This is a genomic window from Acinetobacter sp. NIPH 542 (assembly GCF_000369825.1).
Lineage (GTDB): Bacteria > Pseudomonadota > Gammaproteobacteria > Pseudomonadales > Moraxellaceae > Acinetobacter > Acinetobacter oleivorans.
In genome coordinates this window covers 468,411-483,697 of record NZ_KB850206.1, presented here as the reverse complement: position 1 = coordinate 483,697, position 15,287 = coordinate 468,411, and the positions used below count along the sequence as shown (strand labels likewise).

The window sequence follows — 15,287 nt, the reverse complement described above, 5'->3', positions numbered from 1 at the left end:
AATTTTGATATATGCCTCCAAACCGAGGGAACCCAATGTAAGGCATAATTCAGCTTACTTTTGAATAAGCATGATTTGGTTGTCAGTAAATTTAGATGTTTTCATGCAGAATCTCCTGCTTCTATCTTAAGAGAAAACTCTACTTTTACATCCTTTTATTTTTCAGGGGATTACCATGTATCAATTGCTCAACTCTGGATGCATAATTATTTGACTTTGCTTCGTAATGAAGCAAAGTCAAATAACAAAAATATATGTAAGTTAAACTTCTAATAAATCTTCCTTAAAATCACTTTTAATATTAATTTCAGATTCTTCATCTACCCACAGTTTTTGTTCTACCTCTTGAATTAAGCTAATCATTCCATGTGTAGGTTTTATGCCCATTGCATCAAGTTTTTCCTTTAATGACATAACCATGTTTTCACGTTCAATTGACCAACTCGATGCAAAACATCTCCAGAATGTCCATCCTGCGCGTTCCAAAGCACGTTGACGAGTCATATCATCATGCCATTGTTCTGGCCCATGATAGCTATCACCATCACATTCAACAGCTAAACGCTGATCGCCATCGGACTCAACGACTAAATCAATTCGATAGCTTCCAACCTTAACCTGTGGAGTAACTGTGTATCCCATTTCATGTAATACCATGAATACAGATTTTTCAAACTCTGATTCACATAACTCTAATTTTGCTTCAAATGACGCTTTTTGATCCTCTTGCAAATCATAAAAATGATTGAGTAAATTCAGCCTTAGATCTTTTGGAGATATATGATCACGACTCACGGAGTGGACAAGATACATCCGTTCACGAGCGCGGCTTGCAGCCACGTTAAATCTCTGTTCATGATCGGATCGACTCAAAGCATGACAATTCTCAGGATCTGCTACCATAGATAAGAAAATAATATCTCTTTCTGCGCCCTGAAATGCTGAAGCATCCCCACAAGCAAATTGAACCTGCGTAAGAGTCCCTGCACCAAATTCATTCAAAGCTTCTGATTGAATGAACTCAGCCTGGGCTGGACCTAACAAAGAGATCACGCCAATTGATCTATTCGCATATCGTTCATCTTTAAGAAGTAGCTTCATTTCCTCAATAATTGCTTTCGCTTCTATTCGGTTAATATGTTTGCTGTTTTTAGATTCTCTATACCCCTGCGGTGTATAAATTGCGACTAAAGCTGGGCTTAACTGCTCAGACTTCTTCGATAGTCGCATTGGCTTAATACGGTTACCATAAAAGTTTTTATTACTATAACTAATGATTGCAGGATGACAGCGGAAATGCTCTAGAAGCATCACGCTTGACTCATAGATAGAAGAAGCCATGTCGTATAAAGACATATCTGGTGTTAAATATGCAGCATGTGGCTGGCCATGTAGATAACGATTCCTTAATACATCAATTTGAGCACTTGCTAGGCCGACATTACTTGGAGAAACCTGCTTATTATCCCCCACAACTAATAACTTTTTAGCACGCATTAAAACAGGTAATACGTCAATTGATGATTGTGATGCCTCATCCACAATCACTAAGTCAAAGAGACCTAACTCAGCAGGCATAGATTCAGATACCTGAAGATGTGACATGACCCAGCAAGGAATAGCTGCTGTTGCCTCTTTAAGGGCTACTTGAGCATCTTTTCTATAACGTGGAGCATTCTTACCTGTCCCTTTTCCATAGTGTTGTACAGCAATTTTATAACGCTGTAATGCAACTAAAATTTTATCTGAGGCATTTTCCTTTAACGCCAACCACGTCTTGTTTGCTGCCAATTGAGCATAATTTTGAGATAGATTCTTCTCGTGAATACGACGGCGCTCATACAAATTTTCAATTCGACTTGTATTGCTAATGTCCATTACAAAAATCTCAAGACGTTTCCATTCCCAAGCCTCAAGCAATGTATTACGTAATACAGGATCCTCAATTTCTTCAGCGTACGGAATCTCAAGAATATCTTTACTAAGAATCAAAGCATTTGTTTGGCTCAATTTAATACTGGCTGATTTAACTCTTTCAAAATCTTCAGTTAAATCTTTCAAATGTACCAATTGCTTTAATAGATCAGCATATTCTCTGAGTTCATTTTCATACAGCAAATCTGAATCAGTCTGAGACACAATTTTTTGCAGCCGATTTGATATTTTATTATCAAATTCCGACAGATAAAGTATTTGATCAGACAGTTGCTGTTGATAGACTTCTAAATTAAATATTTTTAACTTCTGACCTAACAATTGAATCAAGTCATCAATATTTTTAGGTAATCCATAGAAATCAAAAGATTTAGCCCTACAAAAAACTTTTAAATAATTAGCAGTAAATACATCTAAATACTTGTTTTTCAAATCCAGGCATTTTTGGGTTCTGCTAATGAGCTGTGTGAACTCTTTTAATATTGTATCTATACCACGATTATTTAATTCAATTAAAGGAATGTCTAATTGAGCTGCAATACTATTCCATTTGCTCATAAAAATATTAAGAGTCTGCCTTCTATCAATATATTCTTTAACTCTTTTCCATTCATCTGCCGTATCAGGATATTTTCCAGAAACTTTAATTGACTTAAATAGTTCTTGTAATTCAGCAGTACCAAAATGATACCAATTAAATGGTTTACCTGTATCAACAGCTCGTTGAACAGCTTGATATTCTTTTGAGTTTGGGTGTATCTCAAAATTTAGCTCTATAGGATCAGTTAATAGTGATTTTCTATATTCCAATAAAGATTGGACTTCTTGAATGAGATTGGTATAGATATCCAGCTCCATACCCTTATCTTCTGAATTTATCTTTTTGAAATAACTCAATAACCATGGTTCTGAATGATCAAGAACAAGGTTTAGATCTTCCAAATAAATCTTTAACCAATCTCTTAGCTCATTAATTTCTACTTCAGAAGTAATTTCCTTGAAAATATGTTGGTCATTTTTCTTTAAGAATTCCTCAATCTCATCCTTTTCTTTTAAGAATTCACTTAATTTCTTTAGACTGGTCGAATCTAATAATCTCTCAGGAACTGGCAGAGGACCATAATTTATGAATGGTAAATCTATACCTATTTTCTTCCTTGAGTCTCTCAGTTGAATCAACTCAATCTGGGAAAAAGGAAACTGGTCTTTATTCTCTAAAGTTAATTGATCGTTAAACCATTCGTAAGATGCTCTACTTTCTAATACCGTTTTCACGATATCCATAGGTAATTTTTTATTACCATCTACCTCAATATTCTGATAATGCTTTTCTGCAAAGTTATATATTTCTCGATCAATCAATGCCATTTCATGATGGTTATGATCTATTTGTTGTTTTAGAACCTCGATCGTTTTTCGAACTTCTGCAACATTCATCTGAGTAATTTTTTGCACGATCAAATCGATTGAAGATTCAAGCTGATTTTTACTTTCTTTGCTTGAACCAATTCGACTGACCACCAAAGGCTTTAATTCATCAGGAATCTTTTCATGTACCGTTTTAAGGACATGTGACTGCTGTGCAGTTACTAGTACTTTTTTACCATTTGCCAAATAGTGACAAATAATATTGGCAATACTATGTGTTTTACCTGTACCTGGTGGACCTTGCACCACTACACCACTGCTGGTTAGCAGATTCTGGACAATAGTAATTTGTTCTTTGTTATAAGGGAGCGGGAAATAAAGTTCTTCAACTTTTGATCCGAATCCTTCGGTACCAGAACGCCCCCTAAAACTGTAAGTCTCTTTTTGATTAATATCGCTTTTTAATTCTGTCACTAACGATAAAGGTTGTTCAGGTATAGCCACTGAAGGATCATTAAGTTTAGTTTTCAATAACTCAATGTCATCACTTAAAATAGAATTTCTTTTTGGACGACTAAACAATACAGATGTTAATGTCACCGCTAGATTTTTAGATGGTATAGCCCTATTTTCTGCCTCAATAATTACTCCTCTTGAAAAAATATTCGCAACGAATGCTTCAACTAGATCAGAGTAAGTTTCCCCTTCAAATAGTTGTAATGAGCGACCATTATTTAAGTTTTCTTTTAAAGCTAATTTTACTTGTCCTGAAGTAGGCAGATCATCCTCTAATAAGATGGCATCCATTTCTATATTGGCACGTGTATCTTTGGCACCTACACGTATTAATCCATTTTTTTCTATCTCCATTTCTAACGGGATAGTCATAAGAGGATATGAATAAGATTTTTGAGTCGTTGGAAGTACCCAGTCAACTAAACCAAAGCCTGCGACAATTTCCTCACCATCACCTGTTCCACCTAAATTAATCGCTGTATTCCATGAGAATAATTTGTCATAAACAACAATAGATTTTTTAATCTCATCGTTATTTTGTTTCCAATCTTCCCAAATATTTTGATAGCTTTCGAATTCTTTGAACAGCTTCTGAAGTATGTCAATTTTAGTAATCAAATCACATGCCACGCTACTGTAGGGCAAGCGGAATTGATGAACTTTTTTGAAAGATACAATCTTATTTAAACTAGAAAAATTAACAGTGGGTTCTTTTTCGGCATCAACATGAATGTAGGAGGAGAGTATTTGAGATGGTTTCGGCACCGATTGAAGCTGTAATCGTTCAATTTGGAACCACCAATCGTCATCATTCAGAATTTTTAAGCCACGCAGTTTTTCTAGATCATGAGAATAAAATCTATTACCACTCATTTCATATTGAATTTTTTGAGTATCCTCAGCTTGATGGGATACATAATCCAACAATTGAATTAGTTTGTTTTTAACAATATCATTTAATTCAAGTTCAGAGTTCATCATTGGTCTTTCTAAATTTTTAACTGACGGGATTATAGCTAAAGACCAACAAAAGGCTTCATCTTGTGAAAAGATATCTTTATTTTGATATAAGAAAGCATTCACTTCTTTCTTTTCAATACCAATAATTTTGGCAATTTCTCTAGCAGTGAGTTTGGGCTGTTTAACCAAAATAGCTGTTATTAAATCCTTCATGTGATTCATATTTCCTAATCATTTCAAAAGCTTTTCTCTTTAATTGATTTATACAGAATAAATTCAATCCACACCCAAAGCTTTGAATACCGCATCCACAGGATCCGCGTAGAAACTGGTCTGGAACTTGGTAAACAATTCTACAGGAATCGTGGGGATATCTGCCGCACTACTCATTGGTAAAGCAACCTTCTTGGCACCAGCATCAAAAGCAACCTGAAGACATTCAGCAATACTTTCCACTGGTGTCACAGAACCACCTAGACTCATATCACCGAGCACGACCATCTGGCTTTGTACCGATCGTCCTAACAAGCCAGATGCAAAAGCCACTAAACTTGGGAGGGCAAGATGGCTAAGTGGACCAGTATTTTGCAATTCAACTACATGTAGATGGAAATCATGTTCAAGTACCTTACTTCCACCTGATATCCGATTTGCATTGGCTTTAAAGTAATCAAAAGCAATTTTAACTTGTTCTTTTGCGCTACTTGAATTCCATAAACCAGATGTTGCCAATTTTCCTGAACCTTTAGTGACTTGCAATTCTAGGCGGTATAAGCCTGGCATGCCCTTATTACTGAGTCCGATGGTATACAGAAAACCTGGTTTAGCAGGACCTTCGAGAATCAGCCCCCCACCACCCTGCTCTTTTACTGAAACAAAGTGCTCTTCAAGTGTGTCATTGTCGATATAGCTGAAATGCACGTCATAGAATTCCATGCCACCTATTTTTTTCAGCTGTTCTTTGACTCGACGACGCACCTGAAGGGCGTATTCCAAACATTGACGCACATCTTCTTTGTTAAACTGCCCGTGGGGGTAGAGCAGCTTCATCAAACCAGATACAGTCTTACGAACCGCAATCACATCGCGTTGATTCAGGTTATTTCCCAACTTGAAGTACTTTTCAATCGAGTCGGCAAAGCTACGCTTGCGCATTTCCCGGAAGAATTCAGCCAGATAATCAACGATCAGGCCATAACGGTTGGTGAAAAACTCCGGGCGCATCTTCGGAATTTCCCAACCTGGAATATATGCATGAAAACGATCGAAGAATGCTGAATCGATCATGGCTTCAGGGAAAGGTACCAATAGATGGCTGGTTTTGACCAAGGACTCAACACTCTGGTTGATATTCCCCACAAAAACCATCGAAGCCGAGGCCTCCATCTGTTCACGACCACGTGCAAAAGATCCTGAGGCCATGTAGTCTTTCATGATCTGTACGCCATCTTTATCCTTAAAGGAAATACCAGCGACTTCATCAAAGGCCACCACATCCCATAAGCCAACCAGACCAATACGGCGACTACTCATGTTATAGAACAGGTTGGCGACAGTCGTTTGTCCACCAGAGACTAAAATGCTATTCGGTGAACATTCTTTATAAATATGACTTTTCCCAGTACCGCGTGGTCCCAGTTCACAAACGTTATAGTTATTTTCAACGAACGGAACCATACGCGCTAATAGGTGCCATTGAACGTCCTCTCTTAAAGAAGCTGGTTCCATACCAATCGAACGGATTAAACTCTCGCGCCACTGATCAGTGCTTAATGCTGCTCTGCCGCTGAAGAGTTCATCCATATTCATATTCGGCATTTGAATCGGCTTGAGTAGGCTCACACCAAATGGAGAATTTGACTGTCCTTCATCAAAATAATAACTGAGTGTTGCAATCACCCAGATACCACCAACGAGTAATTTTTCATACTCTTTGACGATGCCTGCCGAAATCTCAGCATCTTTAATACCTAGATTACTGAAAGAGGCTTCGTATTTGTCTTTACGCTCATTCAGCTTTACGGTCACCCGATCAATGACCTTATAACTGCCACGTTCACGAACCAGGGATTTTACTTTCTCCGCTTCATCAGGTCGTACATAGTTCTCTGCCAGCACGGTCTTTACGTTACGTAGTCCCTGCTCAATGATCTCAGGATCATCCGAGGCACAATACATCCCTAGCAGGTATTCGAGTACATAGACAGGAACGTTAGCCCCTTCTTTGATCAGTTTAGTCAGATCCTTACGTACCACCCGCCCAGCAAAGTGTTCATTCAGCAGCTGATCCAGTTCTTTATCGTTAGCAGATTCCATGTAGGCTACGCTCTATCGTTAATTCGTTATCAGAAGAAGTCATCGGTAAATGCCAGATCAATGGTGACCTTATAGCGCTGCATCTCGATATTCAGGTCTTTGTCCTTCAGTACTAGGAAGTAATCTTTCTTACGGTCAAAATCAGTGCCAGACAATGACAATCTGACCTGTTTGACCCGATCGGCAACAGAGTCGGTACTGCTATCAAAAGTCAAAGTTTCTTCACTGGAAACTTTGAGATCCCCATCATAAATGGCAATGGATAAAGTCACTGGCATGACCAGCTCACTGACAGCTTCAGTTTGCATCAAATCAAACTTCTGGATGTTATTGACCATCTTCAGCGTGGATTTGGTAGAAATGACCTCAACTTTACGCTTGGTCCGCTGTCCAGCCTTTTCACCACGTAGCTGTTTTACCGTCAGTACCGGCACCACAATTTCCTGAGGCATGATGCCGCCATGCACAAAACGTGAGCCTCCTACAAAATGGAAACGGTTCGCCCCTTTTGGAATCCAGAAATCAGTCGCAGATAGTGTGCCTGCCGTAGCTTGGGTTGAGCCTTTCCAGGCTTCCTTGCTCTCTGGTAAACCATGCCCAATCACATAGCGTTTTTTGCTCTTCAATGTATTGGTAGGTTTTTCAGTCAAGCTTGAACGATCCACAGATTCCAGTTTACTTTGCTGGAACAAGAAGCCATGGTCGGCTGTAATCAACAGGGTGGAAATATTGAAGTGCATTAAAATTTTGCGGCTGAGTTCGGTCAGCTCTTCAATGGCATGTTCCACCGCCATAAAGGTTTCTGATTCTGTCGAGGCGCTGTCACCGCGTGCATCAATCACGTTGTGATAAACGTAAATCAGCTCATGGTCTTTCAGCGCTTCACGGCCTTCATCACGCGACCAGCCTTTTACCATTTCAGCGGTTACTGCCAATCCATTATAGGCAGCCAGAATTTTGGATCGTGCTGCAGTCCCTTTGCTGGACTGCCCATCTACTAAAACATCATCCCCTGCACTCTCTTTGTACTCCAAAGTCTGGTGTGGCAGTAATGAGGCCATGCCGAGTGTGGTGTAACTTGGCACAACTCCCAGCTGTGAAGACAAAGTCGCTTCTGAATAACGCTTTTCATTGATACGATCACACAGCTCTACTGCAGCTTCATAGCGGAAAGCATCACTGATGATCACCACAATACGGCGTTTAGTTGCAGAATTAAGCAAAGGTCTGACATGGGTATCATAGAAGTTCTGCTGATTTGGGATATCCGCCATTTTCCAGACATTCAGACGTTGCTCTGCTTCAATCCGCTCACCCCAGTTGCGTGCCAGGTGATCGATAAACCAGTAGGAATAACAATTTTCGATTTCTTCATCGAGTTTTTTGAGAATATCGACATGAGCTCGTTGCGAGGCTGCACTGTAGTGGCGATAGGCCATATCAAAGCAATACAACTCCTGCTCGTAGGCTTTATACAAGGCTTCGCTAGAGTCGAAATAAAACCCAGAATCAAACTGCAGTCGCAGGCTGAAGAGCTCAATCGCTGACTGCAACGCTGTATAGACAGTGCGATATTTACGGCGGGTTGCATCGTCCTTATGTTTGGAAGCCCAATAGCCATCCAGACGGGTAGAAATAATCGTTCTGAAATGTTCCAGTTCAGCTTTGGCTACTGCGGGGATATGACTGGCCAAATCAACAATGATCTTTTGTTCAATCACTTCAAAGGTCATGACATCGAGCAGCTGCTCCAGATCAAAAGTCCCGACCTTCTCCTGGATCCGCAGTGCATTGGCCACGGTCTGGGAGAGTGTATCGAAGGTTGGGTAGTATTTAGAACTGTCTCTCCAGCGCGACAAAAAGGCTCTGGCTGTTGCACGGGAACTGACAGAAGACATCACCAGTTCCTGGGCCCATACCGGTACATCGCCCAAGCTTTCACAGAAACCTGTGGTCATTAACCGGATAAAGAATGTACCGAGCTTGAACTGTGTTTCCCCATTCAGCTCCTCAACCGATGCTGGATAACCAATTTCCGCCTGTAATGCGGTAACTAAAGCCGGCACTAGTTGGAACTTTTCCAGTTCAGCAAAGGATTCTGGATTGACTTCCAGAGCCAGGTTCTGCTGTACCATTTCATCTGCCAGTGCCAGAACGATATGCATGAGTTCGGCACTGTCAGCCTTGACCACAGCTGCAATCATGGCCATATCCAGATTCTGTTCATCTGCATCAGGCTGGATATAGTGTTTCAATGTACTCAGACGAGCTTTGGCTTTGAGGAATTCTTCACGTTTGGCCAGATGTTCTCTTAGACTCTGCTGCTGTAAACCCAGCTCATTGAAAATAATCGAGAAACGATCGGCATAGAAGCTGCGTGAATAGAGCTTGATGTCCAGTAACCAGTCTTTTTCGGTTTCAGGCTCAGCACTTGGGAAATACAGCAGGTATTTGCCCTGCTGATCTTGCAGTTCCAGTTTGAGCTTGATCGCCAGACTCGACTCTTCTGCCATATTCAGAATCTGGACATCATTTAGCTCTAGGGCTTTGATTTCTTCAGTAAATGACTGTTCCGCATCGTACCAGAAGACAATTCGATGTTTTTCAGTGTAGAAAGCCTGTTCCAGACCTTTTTGTAATTGATCCAGATTCATGCAACTACCTCTTTTTGATCTTGAGGAACAAATATCTGGATACTATCAAGGTGAAGTAGTTTTCGTTTAAATGCTTCATCTCCTAATTGAACGTCCCATCTTTCCTCCATAAAACGAAGTAGCTCTAGACCTCGTTCTAAGATTTCTTGTGGTGTCCAATCATTCTTAAGATTGACTTCATTTTCCGAAACAGATCCATTGTAATATCCAATACCTTCGTCATTATTTTTCTTTAAATCAAAACTGTCATTTTGTAATGAAGAATTTTTTGAATGAGATAATGGCAATAAGTTACCTAAAGAATGTGTAAGCCATTTTCGTTGTTGCCCATCAAGATGGCCAAATTTACTAACCCAGTATGGATCTGTATCTTTTTGTGGATAGATATGCTCTAAAGTTACATAACCCTCCAAGCTTTCAGTAAACTCATTCCACATTAATTTGGTTGTAGGATTCTTTCCTTTCTCTTTGAGATAATGTTCATATTCATAAAGGAAATAACGAATACCCTTCCATGAGTAGAATCCATCCCTAAACTTGTATTTGTCTTCGATATAAGTGAAATAGTTATGTGGATCAAAGAATCGTGTGATTAATCCCTCTATTGAATTAATCGTTGCATCGATTGTGTTTCTCCCCGTTAAAAGCTCACGTGCTAAACCATAAATTGCTGAGTCTCCTGTATTGGCACGTCGTTGACTCAAACTAAATAAAGTAAAAGCAAACCGCTCTGCAACTTTCAGCAATTCAGAGATCTTGGTTGCAGGAGTATTGGTATTATAAGCAGCTAAGATTAGAGGTCTAAATGCATTAAAACCCAAACGTCCTAGTCGATCTAGCCATAATTGCTCATCATCAGAAAGATTATTTGCTACTGGGAAATAAGGATTATGTAAATAGAACCAATTCATAACAGACTGTTGAAGACTTGCTACATAATCCTGAATCTCTTCAATTTTCAAGGTGTCCTGGGCATTTTTTGGATGCGTGATACAACGGGCATTAAATTTTTCATCCAGCAGGAATTTTTTATAATCATCCCCTTTATCACGACTGTATTTGAAATACATAATCCAATGATTTTTTAAGAACTCATCATCTGGCAAAGGTTTTTCAGGATTTTTACCTAGATACTCATAAATGGTTTTCCATGCATCATTGATATTTTTTCGAAGCTTAGAACGCCCCTGATTGTCACGATATAATGTCGACAGATAAATCAATCGGTTTTTCAGCAATTCCAAATTGGTTAAGGATTTGCCACGATTATTCATGGTTTCAAAAGTAACAAATACATCGATCTCATCATCAATTTCATACAAGTTAAAACGCAGTTTTTGCGTCAATTTTTTATATAAAACCGTGATTTCTTCAAAGCTCAGTTCCGCTAATTTTTCTTTAAAGAATTTCTTTGCATTGAATAAATTGCGTGTATACAGCGTTTCCTGCAATTGATTAGTATGAGACTGCAAACCAAAAATTTTAGTTCTTAAAAACTCATCACTTGGATTATCTTTTTCATAGCCAAAGATATAGCTTTCACGAATCCCATCAGTTGGTTTTCTTTGAACAAATTTGGCTTTTAAATCAGAAACAAACTGATTTGCGATACTTTTTCCTTCAGGAACAGTTTCAATAATCGCCTGTATTAAAATAATCGCTGTCGTTAATCGCTGCTGACCATCTACGACAAAGTAGGGCTTATAATCAAGATCATCAATCAGCCATTCATCGTCTTCCCACTTCGACCAAGTTTTACGGTCTACTGCTTCTAAGGTAATAACCCCTGTATAATGAACGCGATCTGCTTCAAGTAAGGTTAAGTCTTCCCAGAAATCTTTAAGTTGTTGTTTACGCCAGGCATATCCCCTTTGATAGTCAGGGATCCGAATAAGTCGATTTTCAAAAATTTCATTTAAGCTTCTTAATTGCATTATTTCTCCCCCGTCACTGCTTTGACTTCAGCCAACAAGTCCCCAAACTTGCCATAGTTCACTTTCACACCATCATCTAGATCCAGTGATATACGCTGATCGGCATAGTGGCGCAGTTTTTCCTCAAAGATACTCAGTTCAGCCTGTTGCTTATGCAGATTTTGTAGTTCTTTCTCTTTACGTTTAATTTCAGCAGCGGAATCACTGTTTTCGATTTCACTTTGCAAAGAATTAACCATCGCTGCCATTTTGGAAATCAGCGGCATCACGTATTCTGTACGCATACGTGCCAGAGTGCTTTCATTATAGCGGTGCAAGTACACCAATGCCTGAAAAGCCCCTAGCTTACCACTGCTAAATAGCCAGTAGATTGGGCGCTTTTTATAGGTCTGCATATGGTCTTTGTAAAACTTACTAGCAAGATAACGGCGAATGGTATCTTCCGCTGTTTCACTTGCTTTTTTATCTAAGCTTTCTGCAAGCCATTGCATATTGGCATCTAGCTTATCTTTACCCCAAACCGCAGTTAAGAACTCTTGGATACGATGTGTAGCATCATCTTCAAACCAGTGCATTTCGGTTAATGGAATAATGCCGTCAGCATCAGCTGGGAATGTTTGATAACGACTTGCATCAAAGTTTTGATTGCCTGCATGGGCATAGATCAGACCTGGTTCATCTAAGCTGTAACGTCCCATCATGCAACCAATGGCATAGGATACTAACCTCTGGCTGTCTTTTTCACGATCGGCACGAGTTAAAGTAATTTGCTCATCAAGTACATCTGGTGTCAGTTCATCCTGTAAACCATAAGCGTCAATAAACAGTTTGTTGTTTTCTTCTTCCAGACGCTTCATTTCAGCCACAGCGTCTGAGTTTTGCTGTTGCCAACTGTTAAAAGCTTGCTCTAGGTTTAGTTGTCGAGTACGAATAATTGGATTTACAGTAAAGTCCCATGAGATTTCGTAAGAATCCCAATCTTTTTTTGATGAACATACAGCTTTATCGAACATTCTTTCAATATCAACTAAATTGACATCTAATAGTGGGAGATTAGCAAGTGATCCTGGATTAAAATCCAATGTAGGTGATGTAATTTTTAATAGTTCACTACCTATTTTACTATGAAGAAAACAAGCAACATTTTTGATATTTATTAGTTTTTCACTAAAGAACATTGACCCCTTTTGATCAAAAATAAAACCAGGGGGGGTATATCTAGAAGCAAATTGACTTGAACTAATATTTGTATAAGAAAGTCCTTCTAAAAAATATTTATCTCTATTTTGAGGTCGGGAACTTCGATGCTGTTTAATTTGATAGCCATCATTTTGCCAATTAACTACCCAAAAATTATTGCCATACCATTTTCTAAATTCCCCACCTTTAGTATATGGAAACCATTTTTTCTCAGAAATTTTATTATCAGATGTTTTATTATAAGTGTAATCAATATTAGATTTGTTTACTTCAAACCAAAATTTAATAAATAAATCATTATCACCTGTTTGTAGACCAACAGATGGCATTGCTACATTAGATAGAGGCCTTCCATTCTCAAATGATTTAAATATTTTATCACTAATCCAATAAGCTACAGGGCTTCCCGGGATTTTCTTAAAGCTATCAGGCTTAGCATTGAAAAACCAACCACAATCAGGACTATTAATAGCTTCTAATGTTTTAGGTGCCTGATTTTCATATCCCTTAAATTCAGATAATTTAATATAACTACCAACAAAATCTGCTGTGTGTGTTTTTCCTACAATAAAGGCACACACAGGAACACAAGCAGGTTCAAACGCATTATACTCAAGTTGTACAAGTGATTGAATTGTTGCATCTGTTATTAGTTTGCTACGCATTTGTTCATAAGACGAAATAAACATCCAGACATAAGGCGTGACAAATGCTGTTTCACCTGAAGCATTAGAAAGTTCTTGGCAACGCTCTATAAACATAGCGAACATATCTGACTTACTGTCAGGGAATTGCTTTTTAGCAAAATCTTTAAGTTCTGTATTCATGCCTTTACCACCCATATACGGTGGGTTAGCGATTACAGCATCATATTTTTTAGCTAAGAATTTTGCTTGAATCACCATAGGCAATAATTTTTTAGCAGCAGCTTTCTGTAAACTATCACCCTCACTAGCTAACCCTTCTAAGGTGTTCTGAAAGTCAACAAAATCTTGTTCTGAACTATCCATGCGAATTAAAGAACCAAAAGTTGTAGCTTCTTTAAACTTCTCGACCAGTTCTTGAATTAAAATATAACGTGCATCATTGCCTGGACTGCTTAAATCATTTTGGTCGTTACCGAAAAGGTCGACATGACTGCCTTTTTGCCATGCTTGATTTAAGTTGAGATCTTGCCAGATTTGATCTGCATCCAGCCCCTGACTGTCCTGTAAAGCAATAATATTCAGTTTTGGTGGATTGCTAAATAAACGGCGGTCATCTTCACGCGCTTTCATCAACAAGGCAAAACTGGAGAGCTGTGCAGCACGGGTATCAATATCAATCCCGTACAGGTTGTTTTCCAGAATCAAACGTGGAATATCACGGCTGCGGTAGCCACGCTCTAGATAAATCGCTTTTAAACAATCATAAGCTTCTACCAGAATATGGCCCGAACCACAGGCTGGATCCAGCACCGTAATGCTTTCAGGTTTTAAGGTATCTCCATCCTCACTAATGCGTACATCAATCAACTGTTTTAATTGTGCATTGACCTCATCAGTTTGTTCCGCTGGCTGAATATAATATTCCCAACTACTCGCTAGTATACTTTCTGGATGTGCTATCATCCATAGACGACCAACACTATTCTGCACCAGATATTTTACAATCCAGTTTGGTGTAAAAAGTTGTGTCGCAGCTGGAATATCCTCACTTTTTACGACTTTACCAATCACCTGATCTTTCTTTTCAGAAATATAAAACTGATATAACCAGCCAATAATCTGCACATCTGACCAATCTTCTTCAGGAATACTAGCCACTAAATCACGGATCAAAGAATCAGTTTTGGTCAAGTTATCTGGTAACAGCAGCTCAGACTCATCGGACACTTGTTCAAATAATAATGGCATCACCTGATTCAACGCATGACATTGAGCCAGTAATAATTCTCGGTACAACTCTTCGTCTTTATTGCCGTCCAACTTTAGTTCAGCCACACGATTGGCATTTAAACTTGGCAGGTCAATGTCTAAACATTCTTCCAGAATCTGCGGCAAGCCTGCACTACCATCAGCACTGCTAAGCACACGACGACCATGATCCAGTAAACCTTTGCATTCCATATAGCGAATCGCACAGAGGCGGTTAAACCAACTGTAAGCGATATAATCAATAGTTTGCTCGAAGTTAGTCGCTTGAATACGTTTGATCAGCTTCTCACGTGGTTTCATCACTGATAAAGGAAAAGTCTGATCCCCAATCAGTAAAAGATCCCCTTTCTGTTCTGCTGGCAGAATTTTGTTGGGTGTAATGCCATACTTCGCAGCCTGCTTTCGCATGGCTGCAATAAAATCATTTCGTGCTTGCGGTGCATATCTTTTAATATTACTGGTATTCATGTTTAAACCTTAAATTAATG

General features: G+C 39.0%; 5 protein-coding genes. All 5 read right to left on the bottom strand.

Annotated features, from left to right (window positions below; genetic code table 11):
* Positions 1 to 261: 261 nt before the first annotated feature.
* The 5 genes from F886_RS07855 to pglX all read right to left on the bottom strand — a co-directional run bounded on the left by F886_RS07855 (position 262) and on the right by pglX (position 15,267).
* The gene (locus F886_RS07855; protein ID WP_002010669.1) at positions 262 to 4,992 is read right to left on the bottom strand and encodes an AAA domain-containing protein; all 4,731 of its coding nucleotides are present in this window, start codon (positions 4,990 to 4,992) and stop codon (positions 262 to 264) included.
* A gap of 63 nt (positions 4,993 to 5,055) precedes the next feature.
* The gene (gene brxL / locus F886_RS07850; protein WP_002010967.1) at positions 5,056 to 7,095 is read right to left on the bottom strand and encodes a protease Lon-related BREX system protein BrxL; all 2,040 of its coding nucleotides are present in this window, start codon (positions 7,093 to 7,095) and stop codon (positions 5,056 to 5,058) included.
* 29 nt (positions 7,096 to 7,124) lie between these two features.
* Positions 7,125 to 9,749 carry a BREX-1 system phosphatase PglZ type A gene (gene pglZ / locus F886_RS07845; protein ID WP_005303506.1) on the bottom strand — a complete coding sequence of 875 codons (2,625 nt, stop codon included), beginning with the start codon at positions 9,747 to 9,749 and terminating at the stop codon, positions 7,125 to 7,127.
* On the bottom strand, positions 9,746 to 11,683 hold the full coding sequence (locus F886_RS07840; RefSeq protein ID WP_005303504.1) for a DUF262 domain-containing protein: 1,938 nt from the start codon (positions 11,681 to 11,683) through the stop codon (positions 9,746 to 9,748). Before F886_RS07840 ends, pglZ begins: the two co-directional genes overlap by 4 nt.
* Entirely contained in the window at positions 11,683 to 15,267 is a 3,585-nt protein-coding gene (gene pglX, locus F886_RS07835; protein WP_005303502.1) for a BREX-1 system adenine-specific DNA-methyltransferase PglX, read from the bottom strand. The genes F886_RS07840 and pglX overlap by 1 nt, the downstream gene beginning before the upstream one ends.
* Positions 15,268 to 15,287 lie beyond the last annotated feature (20 nt).